The sequence below is a fragment of the Pseudomonas sp. A25(2017) genome (assembly GCF_002001065.1).
Taxonomy (GTDB): domain Bacteria; phylum Pseudomonadota; class Gammaproteobacteria; order Pseudomonadales; family Pseudomonadaceae; genus Aquipseudomonas; species Aquipseudomonas kilonensis.
This window is the reverse complement of sequence record NZ_MUOA01000075.1, coordinates 42,445-56,943: the sequence shown is the minus strand read 5'-3', so window position 1 is coordinate 56,943 and position 14,499 is coordinate 42,445. Positions and strand designations below refer to the sequence as shown.

The following is a 14,499-nucleotide window of genomic DNA, read 5'->3' as shown; positions in this document are numbered from 1 at the left end:
ACAATCAAGAACCGGGTTCCTCTGCCTCACGTAAGGCACTACATTATGCGATCAGCGTCACTACTCTAGCTATCAAGCGCCCCGTAGGAGCTGCCGAAGGCTGCGATCTTTTGATCTTTCGCTTTAGACTCAAGGGTCTGGGCAAAGATCGCAGCCTCGCGTTGCTCGACAGCTCCTACAGGAATGCAAGGCATCAACAAGGGATAATTGATGTTATTCAACCAAGCCTCACGCCTGGCCAAGGTCACCAGCCCCCTGGGACCTGAGGTGCTGTTGCTCAAAGACATGGGCGGTGGCGAAGAGCTGGGGCGACTGTTCAACTACGAGTTGCAGTTGCACTCGCTGGACAATGCCATCGACCTCAACCAGTTGCTCGGCAAGCCCATGTGCGTGAGCCTGCAGCTCGATGGCGGTGGCGAGCGCTATTTCCATGGCATCGTCGCCCGTTGCAGCCAGAACGTCGACCAGGGCCAGTTCGCCAGCTACCAGGCCACCTTGCGTCCATGGTTGTGGCTGTTGACCCGCACCTCCGATTGCCGAATTTTCCAGAACCTCACCATTCCGCAGATCATCAAGCAGGTGTTCCGCGACCTGGGCTTTTCCGATTTCGAAGACGCCTTGAGCCGCCCCTATCGCGAGTGGGAATACTGCGTGCAGTATCGCGAGACCAGTTTCGACTTTGTCAGCCGCCTGATGGAGCAGGAAGGGATCTACTACTTCTTCCGCCATGAGCAGGGTCGGCATGTGTTGGTGCTGGCCGACGCCTATGGCGCGCATACCACGGCCCCTGGCTACGGTTCGGTGCCGTACTACCCGAAGAATGAGCAGCAGCGCGAGCGCGACCACATCCACGACTGGCACCTGGCCCAAGAAGTCCAGCCCGGTTCGCTGGAACTCAACGACTACGATTTCCAGCGCCCCAGCGCGCGCATCGACGTGCGCTCGGCCATGCCACGCCCACACACCGCCGGCGACTATCCGCTGTACGACTACCCCGGCACTTACGTGCAGAGCCAGGACGGCGAACACTACGCCCGCACCCGCATCGAAGCCTTGCAGAGCCTGCATGAACAGGTGGAATTGGCGGGTAACGCCCGGGGCCTGGGCTCGGGGCATCTGTTCAGCCTCACTGGCTTCAGCCGCCAGGACCAGAACCGCGAATACCTGATCGTCGGCGCTCGCTACTACCTCTCCCAGGAGAGCGGCGAAACCGGTGGTGGCGCGCCGACCGCGCAGTTCGAAAGCAGCCTGACCTGCATCGACGCCCAGCAGAGTTATCGTCCGCTGGCGACTACCCACCGCCCCATCGTCAAAGGCCCGCAAACCGCGTTGGTGGTCGGCCCCAAAGGTGAGGAAATCTGGACCGACCAATTCGGCCGGGTGAAGGTGCACTTCTACTGGGACCGACACGACCAATCCAACGAAAACAGCTCGTGCTGGATTCGGGTGTCGCAATCCTGGGCCGGGAAAAACTGGGGCTCGATGCAGATCCCGCGCATCGGTCAGGAAGTGATCGTCAGTTTCCTTGAAGGGGATCCCGACAGGCCGATCATCACCGGCCGCGTGTACAACGCCGAACAGACCGTGCCCTACGACCTGCCCGATAACGCGACCCAGAGCGGCATGAAAAGCCGTTCGAGCAAGGGCGGCACGCCGGCGAACTTCAACGAAATCCGCATGGAAGACAAGAAAGGCGCCGAGCAGTTGTACATCCATGCCGAGCGCAACCAGGACATCGTGGTCGAGGTAGATGAAAGCCACTCGGTGGGCCATGACCGCAACAAGAGCATCGGCCACAACGAGACGGTGACCATCGGCAACAACCGCCTGCGCATCGTCAAGCAGGAAGACATCCTCTCGGTGGGCCAGCGCAAGACCGACAGCATCAGCCAGAGCTACGTCATCGAAGTGGGCGAGAACCTGCGCCTGGTGTGCGGTGAAAGCATCCTGGAGCTCAACGCCAGCGGCCAGATCAACCTGACCGGCGTGCAGATCAGCTTCTACGCCAGCGGCGATGCCGAGTTCAACACCGGCGGCGTGCTGCACCTGAACAACGGCGGCGGCCCCGGTGCCACGCCGGACGGCCAGGGCGTCAAGGGCAGCATCGATGCCAACATCAGCGCCGCGTTCCCCAAGGGCTAACCTCGAGATTTTTGCGCCATGACTTACCGCCTCAATGAATTCCAGTTCCAGCTGCCGCCCAGCGAATTGCTGGACGCGACAATCAACATCCTCAAGTTCCCCGAACTGGGCACCTCCTTGATCGTCAGCCGCAGCTTGCTGGCCGAGGGCGAGACCCTGCAAAGCAACCTCGACGACCAGCTCAAGCGCCTGGAAAAACAGGTCCAGCAACTGCGCTGCCAACCGGGCGCCAGCCTGCGCGTGGGCGCCAACCAGGAAGTCGAAGCCATCGAACTGCGCAGCCAGTTCAACAAGGGCAACGAAAAGGTCTTCCAATATCAGCTCGCACTGGTACTGCCCGGCACCCGCAAGATGCTTGCCCTGAGCTATGTGAAAGCCGAAAAACTGGGCGATGCCGAAGCGGCGCATTGGGCGACGATCAAGGGCTCGCTGGTGTTCGACACCCAACCCTGACAACCACCCCCATCCCTGTGGGAGCGAGCCTGCTCGCGATAGCGGTGGGTCAGACGCTAGTGATGTTGACTGGTCAGACGTCATCGCGAGCAAGCTCGCTCCCACAGGGACAAACCGAAGCGGATCAAGCGCCTGAAAATGGCATTAACGAGCATGCCGTAACCCACAAGGACAACAGGCGCAATGGAAGGCATCAAATTGCTTGAACACACTGTCATCAGCCACCTGAGCACCCTGAATGTCTGACGCGCTCTGGGCCGCCCGCCTGGGCGATGCACTCAACCACACCTCGATGATGGCCGACATCCTTGGCGGCGTATTGGAGGTGGCGGCCAACATCGCGATCACCGCCCTGGCGACCGCCGCCGTGGTCGCGGCCACGGGCATCACCGTGGTCACCGGCGGCCTGGGTTGCTTCGTCCTGGGCCTGGTGGTGGGCACCATCGTCGGCCTGGCCATGAGCAAGACCGGGGCCGACAAAGGCCTGAGCAATATATGCGAGGGCATCGGCAACGCCCTCTTTCCGCCCACGGTGCAGGCCAACATCCTCACCGGCTCCAAGGACACCCTCACCAATAATATCCCCGCGGCCCGCGCCGCCGGGGCGATTGAATCCCATGTCGCCCCGGCCGGCACCGAGCTTGAAGCCCCCGAGCCTGAAGAAGAGCCCAGCTACCTGGACATGGCCGGGAATTTCTTCTCGCAAATGTGGCGCCCCACCGTCGCAACACCCGCCCCCGGCGCCGTGCCCAAGCCGGAAGACCTGGTGATCTGCACCAAGCATCCACCGATGCCGCCGCAGTTCATGGCCGAAGGTTCGGACAAGGTCACCATCAACGGCCAGCCCGCCGTGCGCAGCGGCGACCGCAGCACCTGCGACGCGACCGTGGTGTCGGCCGGGCTGATTTCGCCCAACGTGACCATTGGCGGCGGTTCGGTGGTGGTGCGCGAGATCCGCAGCGGCAAGACCCCGGGCGTAGGCCTGGCGGTCACCGCGTTGCTGATGCTCAAGGGCGGCAAAGGCAAGTTCTTCAGCAAGCTGCCGTGCATGCTGGTGGGCGGCGCGGTGTCCATGGCCGTCAGCAGCGCGGCGAACGCAGCCGCCAACGCCGCCCTGGGTTCGTCGAACCCGGTGCATGCCGCCACAGGCGCCAAAGTATTGGGCGGTGACGAGGAACTGGATTTCGTCTTGCCCGGCATCCTGCCGATTGACTGGCAACGCGTCTACAACAGCCGCGACGAACGCCGCGACAGCCTGTTCGGTACCGGCTGGAGCGTGGCCTACGAAGTCCAAGTGGAAATCCAGCCCCACCCCGAGGGCGGCGAAACCCTGGTCTACACCGACGAACAAGGCCGGCCCATCGACATGGGCTCCATCCCGTTGGGCGGCGCGGTGTTCAGCGCCGGCGAAGGCCTGGCCGTGCGCCGCCATGTGAACGGGCAATTGCTGATCGAAAGCGACGACGGCCTGTACCGTTTGTTCGAACCTTCGCCCGCCAACCCATCACACCTGCGCCTGAGCCAGCTGGGTGACCGCAACGACAACCGCATCCACCTCGACTACGACGCCGCCGGACGCCTGGTGCGGCTGCGCGACACCTTCGACCTGGTGCAAGTCGAGCTGATCCGCGCAGGCGAACGCGTCACCCACATCGAGCGCCTCTACCCCGACCAATCGCGGGAAGTGCTGGTCAGCTACGCCTACGACGCGGCGAACACCCTCGCCGAAGTGCGCGACGCCACCGGCCAGGTGCAACGGCGCTTCAGCTACGACGCCGGGCAACGGATGGTCGAGCACCAGTTGCCCAGCGGCCTGCACTGCTTCTACGAATGGGCCCTGATCGACGACCAGGAATGGCGCGTGGTCCGGCACTGGACCGACGAAGGCGACGCCTACCAGTTCGACTATGACCTCAAGGCTGGCATCACCCGCATCAGCGACAGCCTGCAACGCGTCAGCACCCGGCGCTGGAACAGCCAGCACCAGATCACCCAGTTCACTGACAACCTCGCTCAGACGTGGCTGTTCGAATGGAATGATGAGCGCCAGTTGCTCAGCGCCACCGATCCACAGGGCGGCCAGTACGCATTCAGCTACGACGAAGCCGGCAACCTGCTCAGCGAAACCGACCCGTTGGGCCGCAGCGGTTCGACGTTATGGCTCGAACACTGGGCCCTGCCGCTGGTGGACACCGACGCCGCCGGCCACAGCTGGAAATACCGCTACGATCAACGCGGCAACTGCGCGGCGGAAACCGACCCGCTGGGCCACATCACCCGCTACCGCTACGACACCCATGGCCAAGTCGTGGAGATCATCGACGCCACCGGCAAAAGCAAAAAGCTGCGCTGGAACCCGTTCGGCCAATTGGTGGAACACGTCGATTGCTCGGGTTACCCGACGCGCTTCAGCTACGACGCGCGCGGTTACCTGCAAACCATCACCGACGCCCTCGGCGAGCGCACCCAATTCAGCTACGACGCCCAGGGGCGTCTGCTCAGCAGCCAATTGCCGGACGGCCGCACCGAACACTACCAGCGCGACACCGCCGGCCAACTCACCGGCTACACCGACCCGGCCGGGCACACCACGCTTTACCAACACAACCGCCGCGGCCAGGTCCGCCAACGCACCGACGCCCAGGGCCGGCAGGTGCAGTTCGCCTACGACAGCTTCGGCCGGCTGCAAGCGCTGACCAACGAGAATGGCGAGAGCTACCGGTTTGCTTGGGATGCTGGGGATCGGTTAAGCGAACAACAAGACCTGGATGGCAGTGCCAAGCGCTACGACTACGACCGCCTAGACAACGTCGCGGCGGTGACGGCGATGCCTGCGCCGTACGGCACGGGCCTGGCGCTCATTCCCGAAACATCGCCGGCGCCCATCGTCCATCGCCTGGAACGCGACGCCGTGGGCCGGCTGATCGCCAAAGTCACCGACGATGGCCGCACCGAATACAGCTACGACCCACTGGACCAGCTCACCGCCGTCACCTTCACCGACCTGCAAGGCAACGCGCAAACCCTGAGCTTCGCCTACGACGCCCTCGGCCAGTTGCTCGCCGAAAACAGCGCCGCCGGCAGCCTGCAACACCACTACGACGAACTCGGCAACCTGATCCAGACCCAACTGCCCGATGGCCGCTGGGTCAACCGCCTGTACTACGGCAGCGGCCACCTGCACCAGATCAACCTCGACGGCCAGGTCATCAGCGACTTCGAACGCGACCGCCTGCACCGCGAAGTGCTGCGCACCCAAGGGCAGATCAACACCCGCAGCGAATACGACCGCAGCGGCCGCCTGCGCACACGGCAACGCCGTCACAGTAGCCAACCCTCGCTGTTGCCGGCGGCGGTGCAAAAACACTTCGAGTACGACCCCGCCGACAACCTCATCGGCAAACTCGACCAGCAACCCGCCGCACAACAGCGCCAGCTCCTGCACTACGACGCCACCGGCCGCATTATCGCCAGCCAGGACAGCCTGCACGGCCAGCGCGAGACCTTCACCTACGACGCCGCCGCCAACCTGCTGGACGGCCCAGCGCCCGGCGCCGGATTGGTGGTGCACAACAAACTGCTGACCTACCAGGACAAGCGCTACCGCTACGACGCCTTCGGCCGGATGATCGAAAAACGCAGCGCCAAACGCGGCGTGCAGCACTTTGCCTATGACGCTGAAAGCCGCTTGATCGAGGTGCGCAACGGCAACGGCAGCGTGGTGAAAATGGCCTACGACCCGCTGGGCCGGCGCATCGCCAAGACCGAACACGACAGCAATGGTTACCCGCTGGGCGAAACCCGCTTCACCTGGGATGGCCTGCGCCTGTTGCAGGAGCACCGCCACCAGCAAACCAGCCTGTACCTCTACGAAGACGACGGCTACGAACCCCTGGCCCGGGTAGACGGCAGCGGCCCCTTGCAAAAGGTCCGCTACTACCACAACGACCTCAACGGCCTGCCGGAACAACTCACCGAAGCCGACGGGCACAACGTTTGGCAGGCTACGTATCGGGTGTGGGGCAATACGCTGGAGGAAGTGCGCGAGCCGTATTACATCGAAGAGCAGAATTTGCGGTTCCAAGGGCAGTATCTGGATCGAGAAACAGGTTTACATTACAACCTGTTCCGCCAATACGATCCGGACGTCGGCCGATTCACGACCCCAGACCCTATTGGGTTGGCAGGAGGATTCAATCTTTACGCGTTTGTCCTAAATCCGTTCACTTGGATGGATCCCCTAGGTCTCGCCGGCTGTACGCTGACCAAGGCCCGATCGAAACAGTACGACTACAAGCTGCGATTGAAGCGATCAGAGTATCCGCAGACGTTTGGGCATATCGATGGCGCAATCAAGAAGGGGCATCCCTACATCGTGACCATTCAACGTGACACCGCTAAGCTCAATCGCAAACTTAGCTTGAAAGATATTAAGACCAAAACAGGCAAGGATCGGGACGAATGGCCGATGGCAATGTTCAAGGAAGGTGGTACCGGCGCCAGCGTCAAATACATCGATCCTAGCGACAATCGGGGGGCCGGCTCGAGCATCGGCAATGTCCTGTCCGACCTGCCCAATGGGACCAGAGTTAAAATCGAGGTTTACTGATGAAAAACACCGCTCAATCTGTGGATCTATTGATATCTCATAGCCAAATCCAATTCCGCTCACGCCCCTTCGACGAAACCTCGAGCCAGTGGGGCAAGATTAATCTGGAGCAAGGCGCAATAATTCATAGCGACTATGTTGTATTCGACCCCCTACCTGAAGACGCTTTCGGTGCGAACGTCCATCTGAAACTGGAAGACAGCTTCAACCTCGACCCCACCGCCCAGCGCTGCATCGTCGTGCCCTTCCATATCACCGATCCCAGCCACGTGGAAATCGCCTCTGCAGCGGAAAAATTCAAGGTCGAACTTGATTTAGAGAAACGCGACTATGCGTTGTACTTCGAGGTATGCGAGGGCGAAGAGATTTTCTACAAAATCACGCTGGTCCCGTCGGACAGCCGAGTGCCTGCAAGATATCTGCTGGATGATCCTTGGGGCGGAGAAAAAGACAAGGCATTGCTCGAGGGATTTCATTAACGAATCGTCTCTCCCGCAGCATGGGCTAGCCGATCCAGTCGGTACGCCCATTTCCCATTCTTGCTTAACGTGCTTTCACGCGATCCTGGCAATGGAATATGTAATGAAGCGACAAAAAGCGCGATACATACGGCCCAGCCAGAGGACAGCGATGCTGGAGAATAAATTTCTAGATCATGAAACGGCCATTACCTCAACGGATCTGGATCATCTGGAGTCCGTCATCGGCAAGAGGCTACCGGCTCCCTTTCGAAACCATTACCTCAAGTACAACGGCGGCATGCCGGAACGAGCGTATTGGGTCAGCGAAGACTTTTTCGATCCCATCGAAGTGGCTACCTTCAAGCCGATTGCTCACGGTGAATCCACGGTGCTATCCACCTACCAGTTGATGCTGAAAAAACAGGTACTGCCTGCGCACCTCTTGCCTTTCGCAAACGACTGGGGCGGCAATTTCTTTTGCCTGAACCTTGATACCGAAGCCGTTAGCTATTTCACGACTGATAGCCTTGATAGCGACCTCAGCCCTGAAGAGAATCAGGCTCAATCCGAAAAGCTGGTCTGCTCGAATTTCCTCCGCTTCGTTCAAGGGCTGATCGATGAGGAAGATTTGGACGAGGAATAAATCAGCGAACGCCACAGCGTTTGATCTGAAACGCAAATCCCGTGGCGAGGGAGCTTGCTCCCGCTGGGCGGCGAAGCCGCCCCAAATAGGCCGTCGCATTCCTACAGAAAAACCGCTGCGCCACCGAGCGAGAGCAAGCTCCCTCGCCCCGAATCCAGGGCATTACGAAGGCGTGTTTATTCTCCCTCCGCCACGCTTCCGCCAAGCTACGAATCCTTGCGCCATTGCCTACAACTACGCCAGAATCCGTCCGCTTGTGCGCCTTGCCCATGGGTTCTATCGTTTCTCTGCCACTGCCCATCAGTGGTCGGGTTTAGTAGCCCTGGATAGAAATACATAATGGTTGCATGAGTCTCATCAGTCAGGCGTCGCCTGCATTTGATGGTGGCTGTGCGCATGGCGCCTTCGGGCGCGCCGGGCTTTTATGTATTTTCCACCGGTCTACTAACTTGCGCACAGCTGCCACCCCTTCGTTTAGTAGCGAGATGGTTGCGGCCTACTAGAAGGAAAAATGCATATGTTCAAGATAACTCCGAACCCTCCGGAAACAGACCCAACCTCTACCCGTTCCGGTAGCAAAAACAAAAAGCACGACGAAACCACCAAACGCGTCTTGGATCACTACCTGCTACCGAAACCGGAAAAGTCCGAAGATGCATCCAAACCGGGCCAGCTCTTCACCGTGGCAAAAAACGCCGACAACGAATGCCTGCTCGCCAACCTCAGCGAAAACCTCGCGTCAGCCGACGCGATGATCAGCAACCTGGCCTTCGACCTGGAAGGCCCCCGCCGCCACATCGCCCTCGGTATTCAGCAACTGATCGAGCTAAGTTCAATGCTGGCCAGCCGTGTGTTGGATAACGTCGACCCACGATAGCCGCCACACCACCAACCCGTGGCGAGGGAGCTTGCTCCCGCTGGGTGGCGAAGCCGCCCCAAAACAGGCCGGCGCATTTCTCCGGAAAAACCGCATCCGCCGGTTTACGACGGCTGCGCCGCCGAGCGGGAGCAAGCTCCCTCGCCACGAACAGCAGTCGTAGCGATCAAAATAGGGACTAGGTTATGGCTCGTTTCACCATTCAAGAATGTCACCACCAAGACGACACACCGCTCAAGGCGTCACGCAATCGAGCTGCACTAATACGCCGCTGCCCCGGATCAAACGCCAGCGCCATCCGTAGCACCGCCCAGCAACGCCTGGGCAGGTTGCACGGCGCCTTGAGCGCGCGCTCCAATCGGGCATCGCGAGCCTGGGTGGACGGTAACCGCTGGAACGGGTGTTGGCCGCTCGCCAGTTCATACAGCACGCAAGCCACAGCGTAGACATCGGCACCCGCTGAAAGGGGCGCACCTTCAAGCAGTTCAGGCGCCGCGTAACCAGGGGTCCAGGCGTTAAGGCGTTCACGGTTCAGGTTTGGCAGATGCTGAGAAGGCCCGTCTTCGGCCAGGCCCAAACCGAAATCGAACAGGCGCAGGCCTTCTTCGCTCAACATGACGTTGCTTGGCTTCACGTCGCCATGCAGCACGCCACGGCCGTGGGCGTACGCCAGGGCATCCAGCAGCGGCACGGCGATAGCCTTCAGTTCGGGCCAAGGCAGCCCGAGGGGCCGTTCGCAAAGCAGTTTGTCCAAGGTCAGGCCGCGCATCAGTTCCATGGTGATGAAGGCCCGTCTTTGGGCGGCATCCACTTCGAAGGTGTAGGGGCGCAAAATATTCGGGTGGTGCAATCGCCGCGTCAGGGCGAACTCGCTGTAGAGCAGCGCACTCGCATCGGGTGATGCGTCGAATACCTCGCTGAGCATCTTCACGGCAAGGTATGGATCGGGATCAGCGAACTGTTCGTGCAGCAGATCCCGCGCGCGGTAAACAACCCCCATGCCACCCGCCCCAAGCAAGCGTTCAAGGCGATAGCGTCCTGTGAGTATGTCCGGTGTTTCGCTGACGCAAAGCTGGTTGGATGCCACAGTAGGCACAGCGTTGGCGAAGGTGGAATACGTCGGGTGGCTACCCTCTTCATTCACGGGCGGACCACCACGGCCGTCAGGTTATCCCGTGCCGGGCCACGCAGAACGTCGTCGAAAAGATGCTCCAACGCCACGCGCGGCGAAGCCAGGTCCAAGGCACTGCCAAGGGCTTGCGCGCCAAGGCCCTGGTACAGGCCGTCACTGCACAGCAAGAACGTATCGCCCGGGTGAACATCCAGCTCCAGCACCTCCAGCCTCAACTCTGGGGCGGCACCAACCGCGCGGGTCAGGGCCTTGGCCGCAGGATGGGCACGGGCCTCATCGCGGCTGATGTGTTGCGTGTCGATCAGTTGCTGTTGCAGTGAATGGTCCTTGGTCAGTTGGTACAGTCGTCGACCGCGCCACAGATAACAACGGCTGTCACCCGCCCAGATGCAGACCCCGCGGTTTCCTTCCAGCAACAGCGCCACCACGGTGCTGCCGATAATGCCGGGATGATCGTCGGTGACGGTCAGCTCCTGGCTCAGTCGTCGGTTGGTCCAGCGCAGGCATTGGCGCACCGCTTTCGAACGTTCAGCCAAGTCCCGGTACAGCGGCAGTTCCGTCAGGTTGGCAACGATCAGCTGGCTGGCAATATCCCCCCCCGTGTGGCCACCCATGCCGTCGGCCACCGCCCACACCCCCTGTTGTGGGCAGTCGAGAAAAGCATCCTCATTCCGTGGCCGGGTCTTGCCAGGGTCGGTGCGCGCTGCGCTGTACCAGGGGCCGGCCTCCATCAAAGCTGCACCGGCAGGCGAAATGTGCGCAGCACGCTCATGTCGAAAGGGTTCGGCGTACGTTGGCTCGTCAGCAAATAGTTGGCGCGTAGGCCACCCAGGTCCGCCTTCAATACGCGGACATCGCGCCCGGTCAGGTATTCGCTCTGCATCAGGTCGAACAACCGAAACAGCGACCACGGCCCGGTATTTTTCTCGATACCCACGCCTCGCCCAACCATTTTGTCCAGCACCAGGGCGGCTCGACCATTCTGCGCGTCGCTTGGCCAGGTAAACGCCACCGGCAGGATCGGACCGTGGCGGTATTCAAGCATCTGGTCACCGAAACGGAATTCAGCACGGCTTACCGCCGGGTCCAGGGTGTACGGCTCAAGCTTGAACTGTACTTGCGGCTCGGTCGGGTTTTCGGCGAAAAAACTCCGGCGAATGGTGTGTGCGGTTGCCATTTGATCGAGATAGACCCGGGACATCGGCAAGCTCTGACCGTCGATGCTGCGCAGACGGTAGTGTCCCGCGGAGCCGCTGATGAAGGGCTGCATGTAATTGTCGAAGAATCGATCGACGATGCCCTGGTCCTTGAAGAACTCCCGGAAGTCATTGAGCGCGACGTCGCTGGCACTGTGGGCACTGAACGGGTATCGCTTGTTGATCGCCTTGCCGTAAAAGCTGTACAGCTCGCTCTGATAACGCTGGTTCAGGTAACGATAAGAATCATCGAGCACCAGGCGCCAGCTGTCCTCAGCCATCACGTTGAACCAAGCACTGACCGGCCGCGGCAGGCGGGCAGACGCACCGCGCAGGTGACTCAACGCATCGCGCTGGCCGCCCATGCGGTGCCTGGCCAGCTCGAACGCCGCTTGTTCCGGGGCACTGGCGCGAGCCAGGTTTGCCAGTTGCAATTGCACCTCATCAATGGCCCGCAAGGCCTGGACCAGATCTGCCGTCGGACCATTGTCCGGATCCAGTAGGCGATGCAGCGGCTCGAAACGCCGTCGCAAGGATTTTTGCGCGGTGTCCGGCAGGCTTTCGGTCAGGGACGCAGAGGCTTTCCCAGCCACGGCGGCGAGTTTTGTAACGGCATGTCCAACGTTCCCTGCCGCTTGCGTCAGGTCGTCGATTTGCTCGACAACAGCCTGAATTCGAGTGTGTTCGCGCACTTGCACCAGCATCCGCAGAATCGGCGAGTGAGCCGAGGTCAGCCCCGCGAGTTGCTCGGCGCCCTCACCTGCATTGCTGATGGTTTGTAGGGCGACCTGGCCGACCGCTTCGCTCCAGTGGTCGGCATAGTCACGAAAATACAGCTGTTCCAGTTCGACCATCAGGCGACGCATGTCCATGCCGCTGAGGCCCTCGCCTTCACCCAATACCCAGTTGTCCCGCAGCAACTCGGTGACCAGGGCCGTGCCTTGAACCGAAAAGTAGCGTTCGTAACCCTGGCGGGTATAGAAACCGGGAATCATACGATCGGTGCCGACCAACAACGCACCTTGCGAGCCCAGGTGTTGGCTGAGTCGGTATTGCGGCAGATGGCTGGCCTGTTCGTGCAGCATTCTGTAGACGACGGCCGCCAGGGACTCACGGCGCAAGGCTTCCCGGGCCTGGGCCACCAGCGGTTCGTTGAGTGCATGGATAAACGGTAACTCCAACAGGCGCTCGAGGTGGGCATTCAGGCCCTCCTGCAGCGCCGTGTTGCCGGGATGACGAAGCGACCCATCGTTGGCCAGCCAGTCCTTGAGCCAGGCAACATCGCGGCGCTCTTGCAGGCCCAGCATCAAGTACGCGCGCAGGCTGTTGAGCAGTTGCTCACGGTCATTCCAGTTGTTGCGGACATGCGCTTCCAGCCTCTGCGCAACCTTCGGCAACAGTCGCTCCTGTAGTTCACGCTCGTAGGCGTCGGTCACCGCAGGGTTGCTCACCTCGCCCTGGTACAGGCCGACGCGTTCATGCAAAGGCACCGCCCTGTAGGGTGGGAAAACCCGGGTGGCCTCGAAACGGAGATCCAGTGATTCGAGCATCGCGGCCCAGTCATCAGCATTCGCCTGGACCGATTGCTGCTGGTCCCAGCGTTGCGTCAGCGTACGCAAGCTGTCCAGTCGCTCGTGGTTGGCCGAAAAACCGTGCGCCCACAACAGCCCACACAGGCCAATGACCGTCAGCGCCCCGAAATACAAAGCTCGCTGCCCCCAATGGAGACGACGGCGCTCGCGCTGAACGAGGTCGGTCAGATCGGCTTCCGGAAAAATCACCCGGCTGATCAAGTGATGAATGAACCGCGAGCGCCCGCTGGGCGTGGTATTGGTTCGGGCCGGCGATGATGCGCAGGTCAGGTAGAAACCCCGCAACGTACCAACGTTGCCGGTAAACGCCTGCTCGACCAGCAGACACAGGCCGGCGCCGAGTTGTCCAAGTTGGTGAGGGAAATCAAGCATGCAGCTACGACGCAACGGGTCGCGCTCTTGATGCATGCGCATGATCACCTGACTGTTGAGGCGATGCAGCAGCGCCTCGAACTCGGCACGTAACACGGCCACATCACCACCACGCTGGTCCCGACTGAAACTTGCACCCAATACCTGGTCGTTTTCTTCGCGAGTCAACGAATCAAAGAACTCATTGAAACCTGGCATGCCGTCCGCTTTGCTCAGGACCAGATAAACCGGGACATCGACGTGCAGTCGCTGTTGCAGGTCCTGCAGGCGGCCACGAATCTGGCGGGCCAGCGTGGTCACTTCGTCCTCGCTGCCCAGCAACAGAACCTCGGTCGGCACCGTCACCAGCACACCGCTCAACGGACGACTGCGGCGACGCTTGCGCAGCAGTTCGAGCAATACGGCCCAGGCGCTGCTGTCGACATCACTGTCCGTTTGGGTCAGGTAGCGCCCGGCAGTGTCGACCAGCACGGCGTGCTCGGCAAAATACCAATCGCAATAACGGGTACCCGATGTGTCGCCGAGTGGCTTGCGTTCAAGCCTGTTGAGGGGGAACTCCAGGCCCGAGCAGTCCAGCAGATGGGTCTTGCCGCTGGCAGGCGGGCCGATCAGCAGATACCACGGCAGATCGTTGCGCCAGCGTTCGCTGCGGCCGGGATAAAGGCTCGAGGACCTGAGCGTGGATAATGCCTGCTTGAAGCGCGAGCGCACTTCGCGCCGCTCATCATCAATCCTGGCCTGATGCAGGGCCCGAGTCTGCTCGGGGGTGTTTTGCTGGAGATTCGCGCTTGAACCACCGCGCCCATTGACGAAAACCATGGCCAGGCCCCAGCCCAGCATTAACATGCTGACGGTCAGCAACCGCGCCGTCGGGCTTGCCCAGAACTTGTAGTCATTGACGGCCAGGAGCGGCCCGGCGAACCACACCAGCAACGCGATACAAAGCACCGCCAGCAGCGTCCAAATCCACGTCTGGCGCACCCAGGCACCGGCTTTCCTTAAAAGCAATTTCATGACACGTC

The 14,499-nt window shown here is 61.1% G+C and carries 9 protein-coding genes; 6 read left to right on the top strand and 3 right to left on the bottom strand.

Going from position 1 to position 14,499, the window contains the following annotated elements:
* The first annotated feature begins 210 nt into the window (after positions 1–210).
* From tssI to B0E42_RS19270, 6 genes are all read left to right on the top strand, one after another.
* A complete protein-coding gene (gene tssI / locus B0E42_RS19295) occupies positions 211–2,142 on the top strand; it encodes a type VI secretion system tip protein TssI/VgrG (protein WP_053183084.1) in 1,932 nt (643 codons plus the stop codon).
* 18 nt (positions 2,143–2,160) lie between these two features.
* Complete coding sequence (locus B0E42_RS19290) at positions 2,161–2,595, top strand: DcrB-related protein (protein WP_077507075.1); 435 nt, start codon at positions 2,161–2,163, stop codon at positions 2,593–2,595.
* Between the two features lie 238 nt (positions 2,596–2,833).
* Complete coding sequence (locus B0E42_RS19285; protein ID WP_077507074.1) at positions 2,834–7,204, top strand: RHS repeat-associated core domain-containing protein; 4,371 nt, start codon at positions 2,834–2,836, stop codon at positions 7,202–7,204.
* On the top strand, positions 7,204–7,683 hold the full coding sequence (gene comJ, locus B0E42_RS19280; RefSeq protein WP_077507073.1) for a competence protein ComJ: 480 nt from the start codon (positions 7,204–7,206) through the stop codon (positions 7,681–7,683). The genes B0E42_RS19285 and comJ overlap by 1 nt, the downstream gene beginning before the upstream one ends.
* Before the next feature lie 103 nt (positions 7,684–7,786).
* A complete protein-coding gene (locus B0E42_RS19275; RefSeq protein ID WP_256578325.1) occupies positions 7,787–8,308 on the top strand; it encodes an SMI1/KNR4 family protein in 522 nt (173 codons plus the stop codon).
* A 517-nt stretch (positions 8,309–8,825) separates the two neighbouring features.
* Positions 8,826–9,185 (top strand): DUF6124 family protein, encoded by a 360-nt coding sequence (locus B0E42_RS19270; protein WP_077507072.1) that lies wholly within the window; start codon positions 8,826–8,828, stop codon positions 9,183–9,185.
* A gap of 211 nt (positions 9,186–9,396) precedes the next feature.
* Here the strand turns inward: B0E42_RS19270 and B0E42_RS19265 are convergent, their stop codons facing one another.
* Genes B0E42_RS19265 through tssM form a run of 3 tightly spaced genes read right to left on the bottom strand, consistent with a single transcriptional unit; the run spans position 9,397 to position 14,491 of the window.
* Positions 9,397–10,329, bottom strand: coding sequence for a serine/threonine-protein kinase (locus tag B0E42_RS19265; RefSeq protein ID WP_077507071.1), 933 nt, complete (start codon positions 10,327–10,329; stop codon positions 9,397–9,399).
* Positions 10,326–11,051, bottom strand: a complete 726-nt coding sequence (locus B0E42_RS19260; protein WP_077507070.1) for a PP2C family serine/threonine-protein phosphatase — start codon at positions 11,049–11,051, stop codon at positions 10,326–10,328. Before B0E42_RS19260 ends, B0E42_RS19265 begins: the two co-directional genes overlap by 4 nt.
* Positions 11,048–14,491 (bottom strand): type VI secretion system membrane subunit TssM, encoded by a 3,444-nt coding sequence (tssM, locus tag B0E42_RS19255; protein ID WP_077507069.1) that lies wholly within the window; start codon positions 14,489–14,491, stop codon positions 11,048–11,050. The genes B0E42_RS19260 and tssM overlap by 4 nt, the downstream gene beginning before the upstream one ends.
* Between the last annotated feature and the right edge of the window lie 8 nt (positions 14,492–14,499).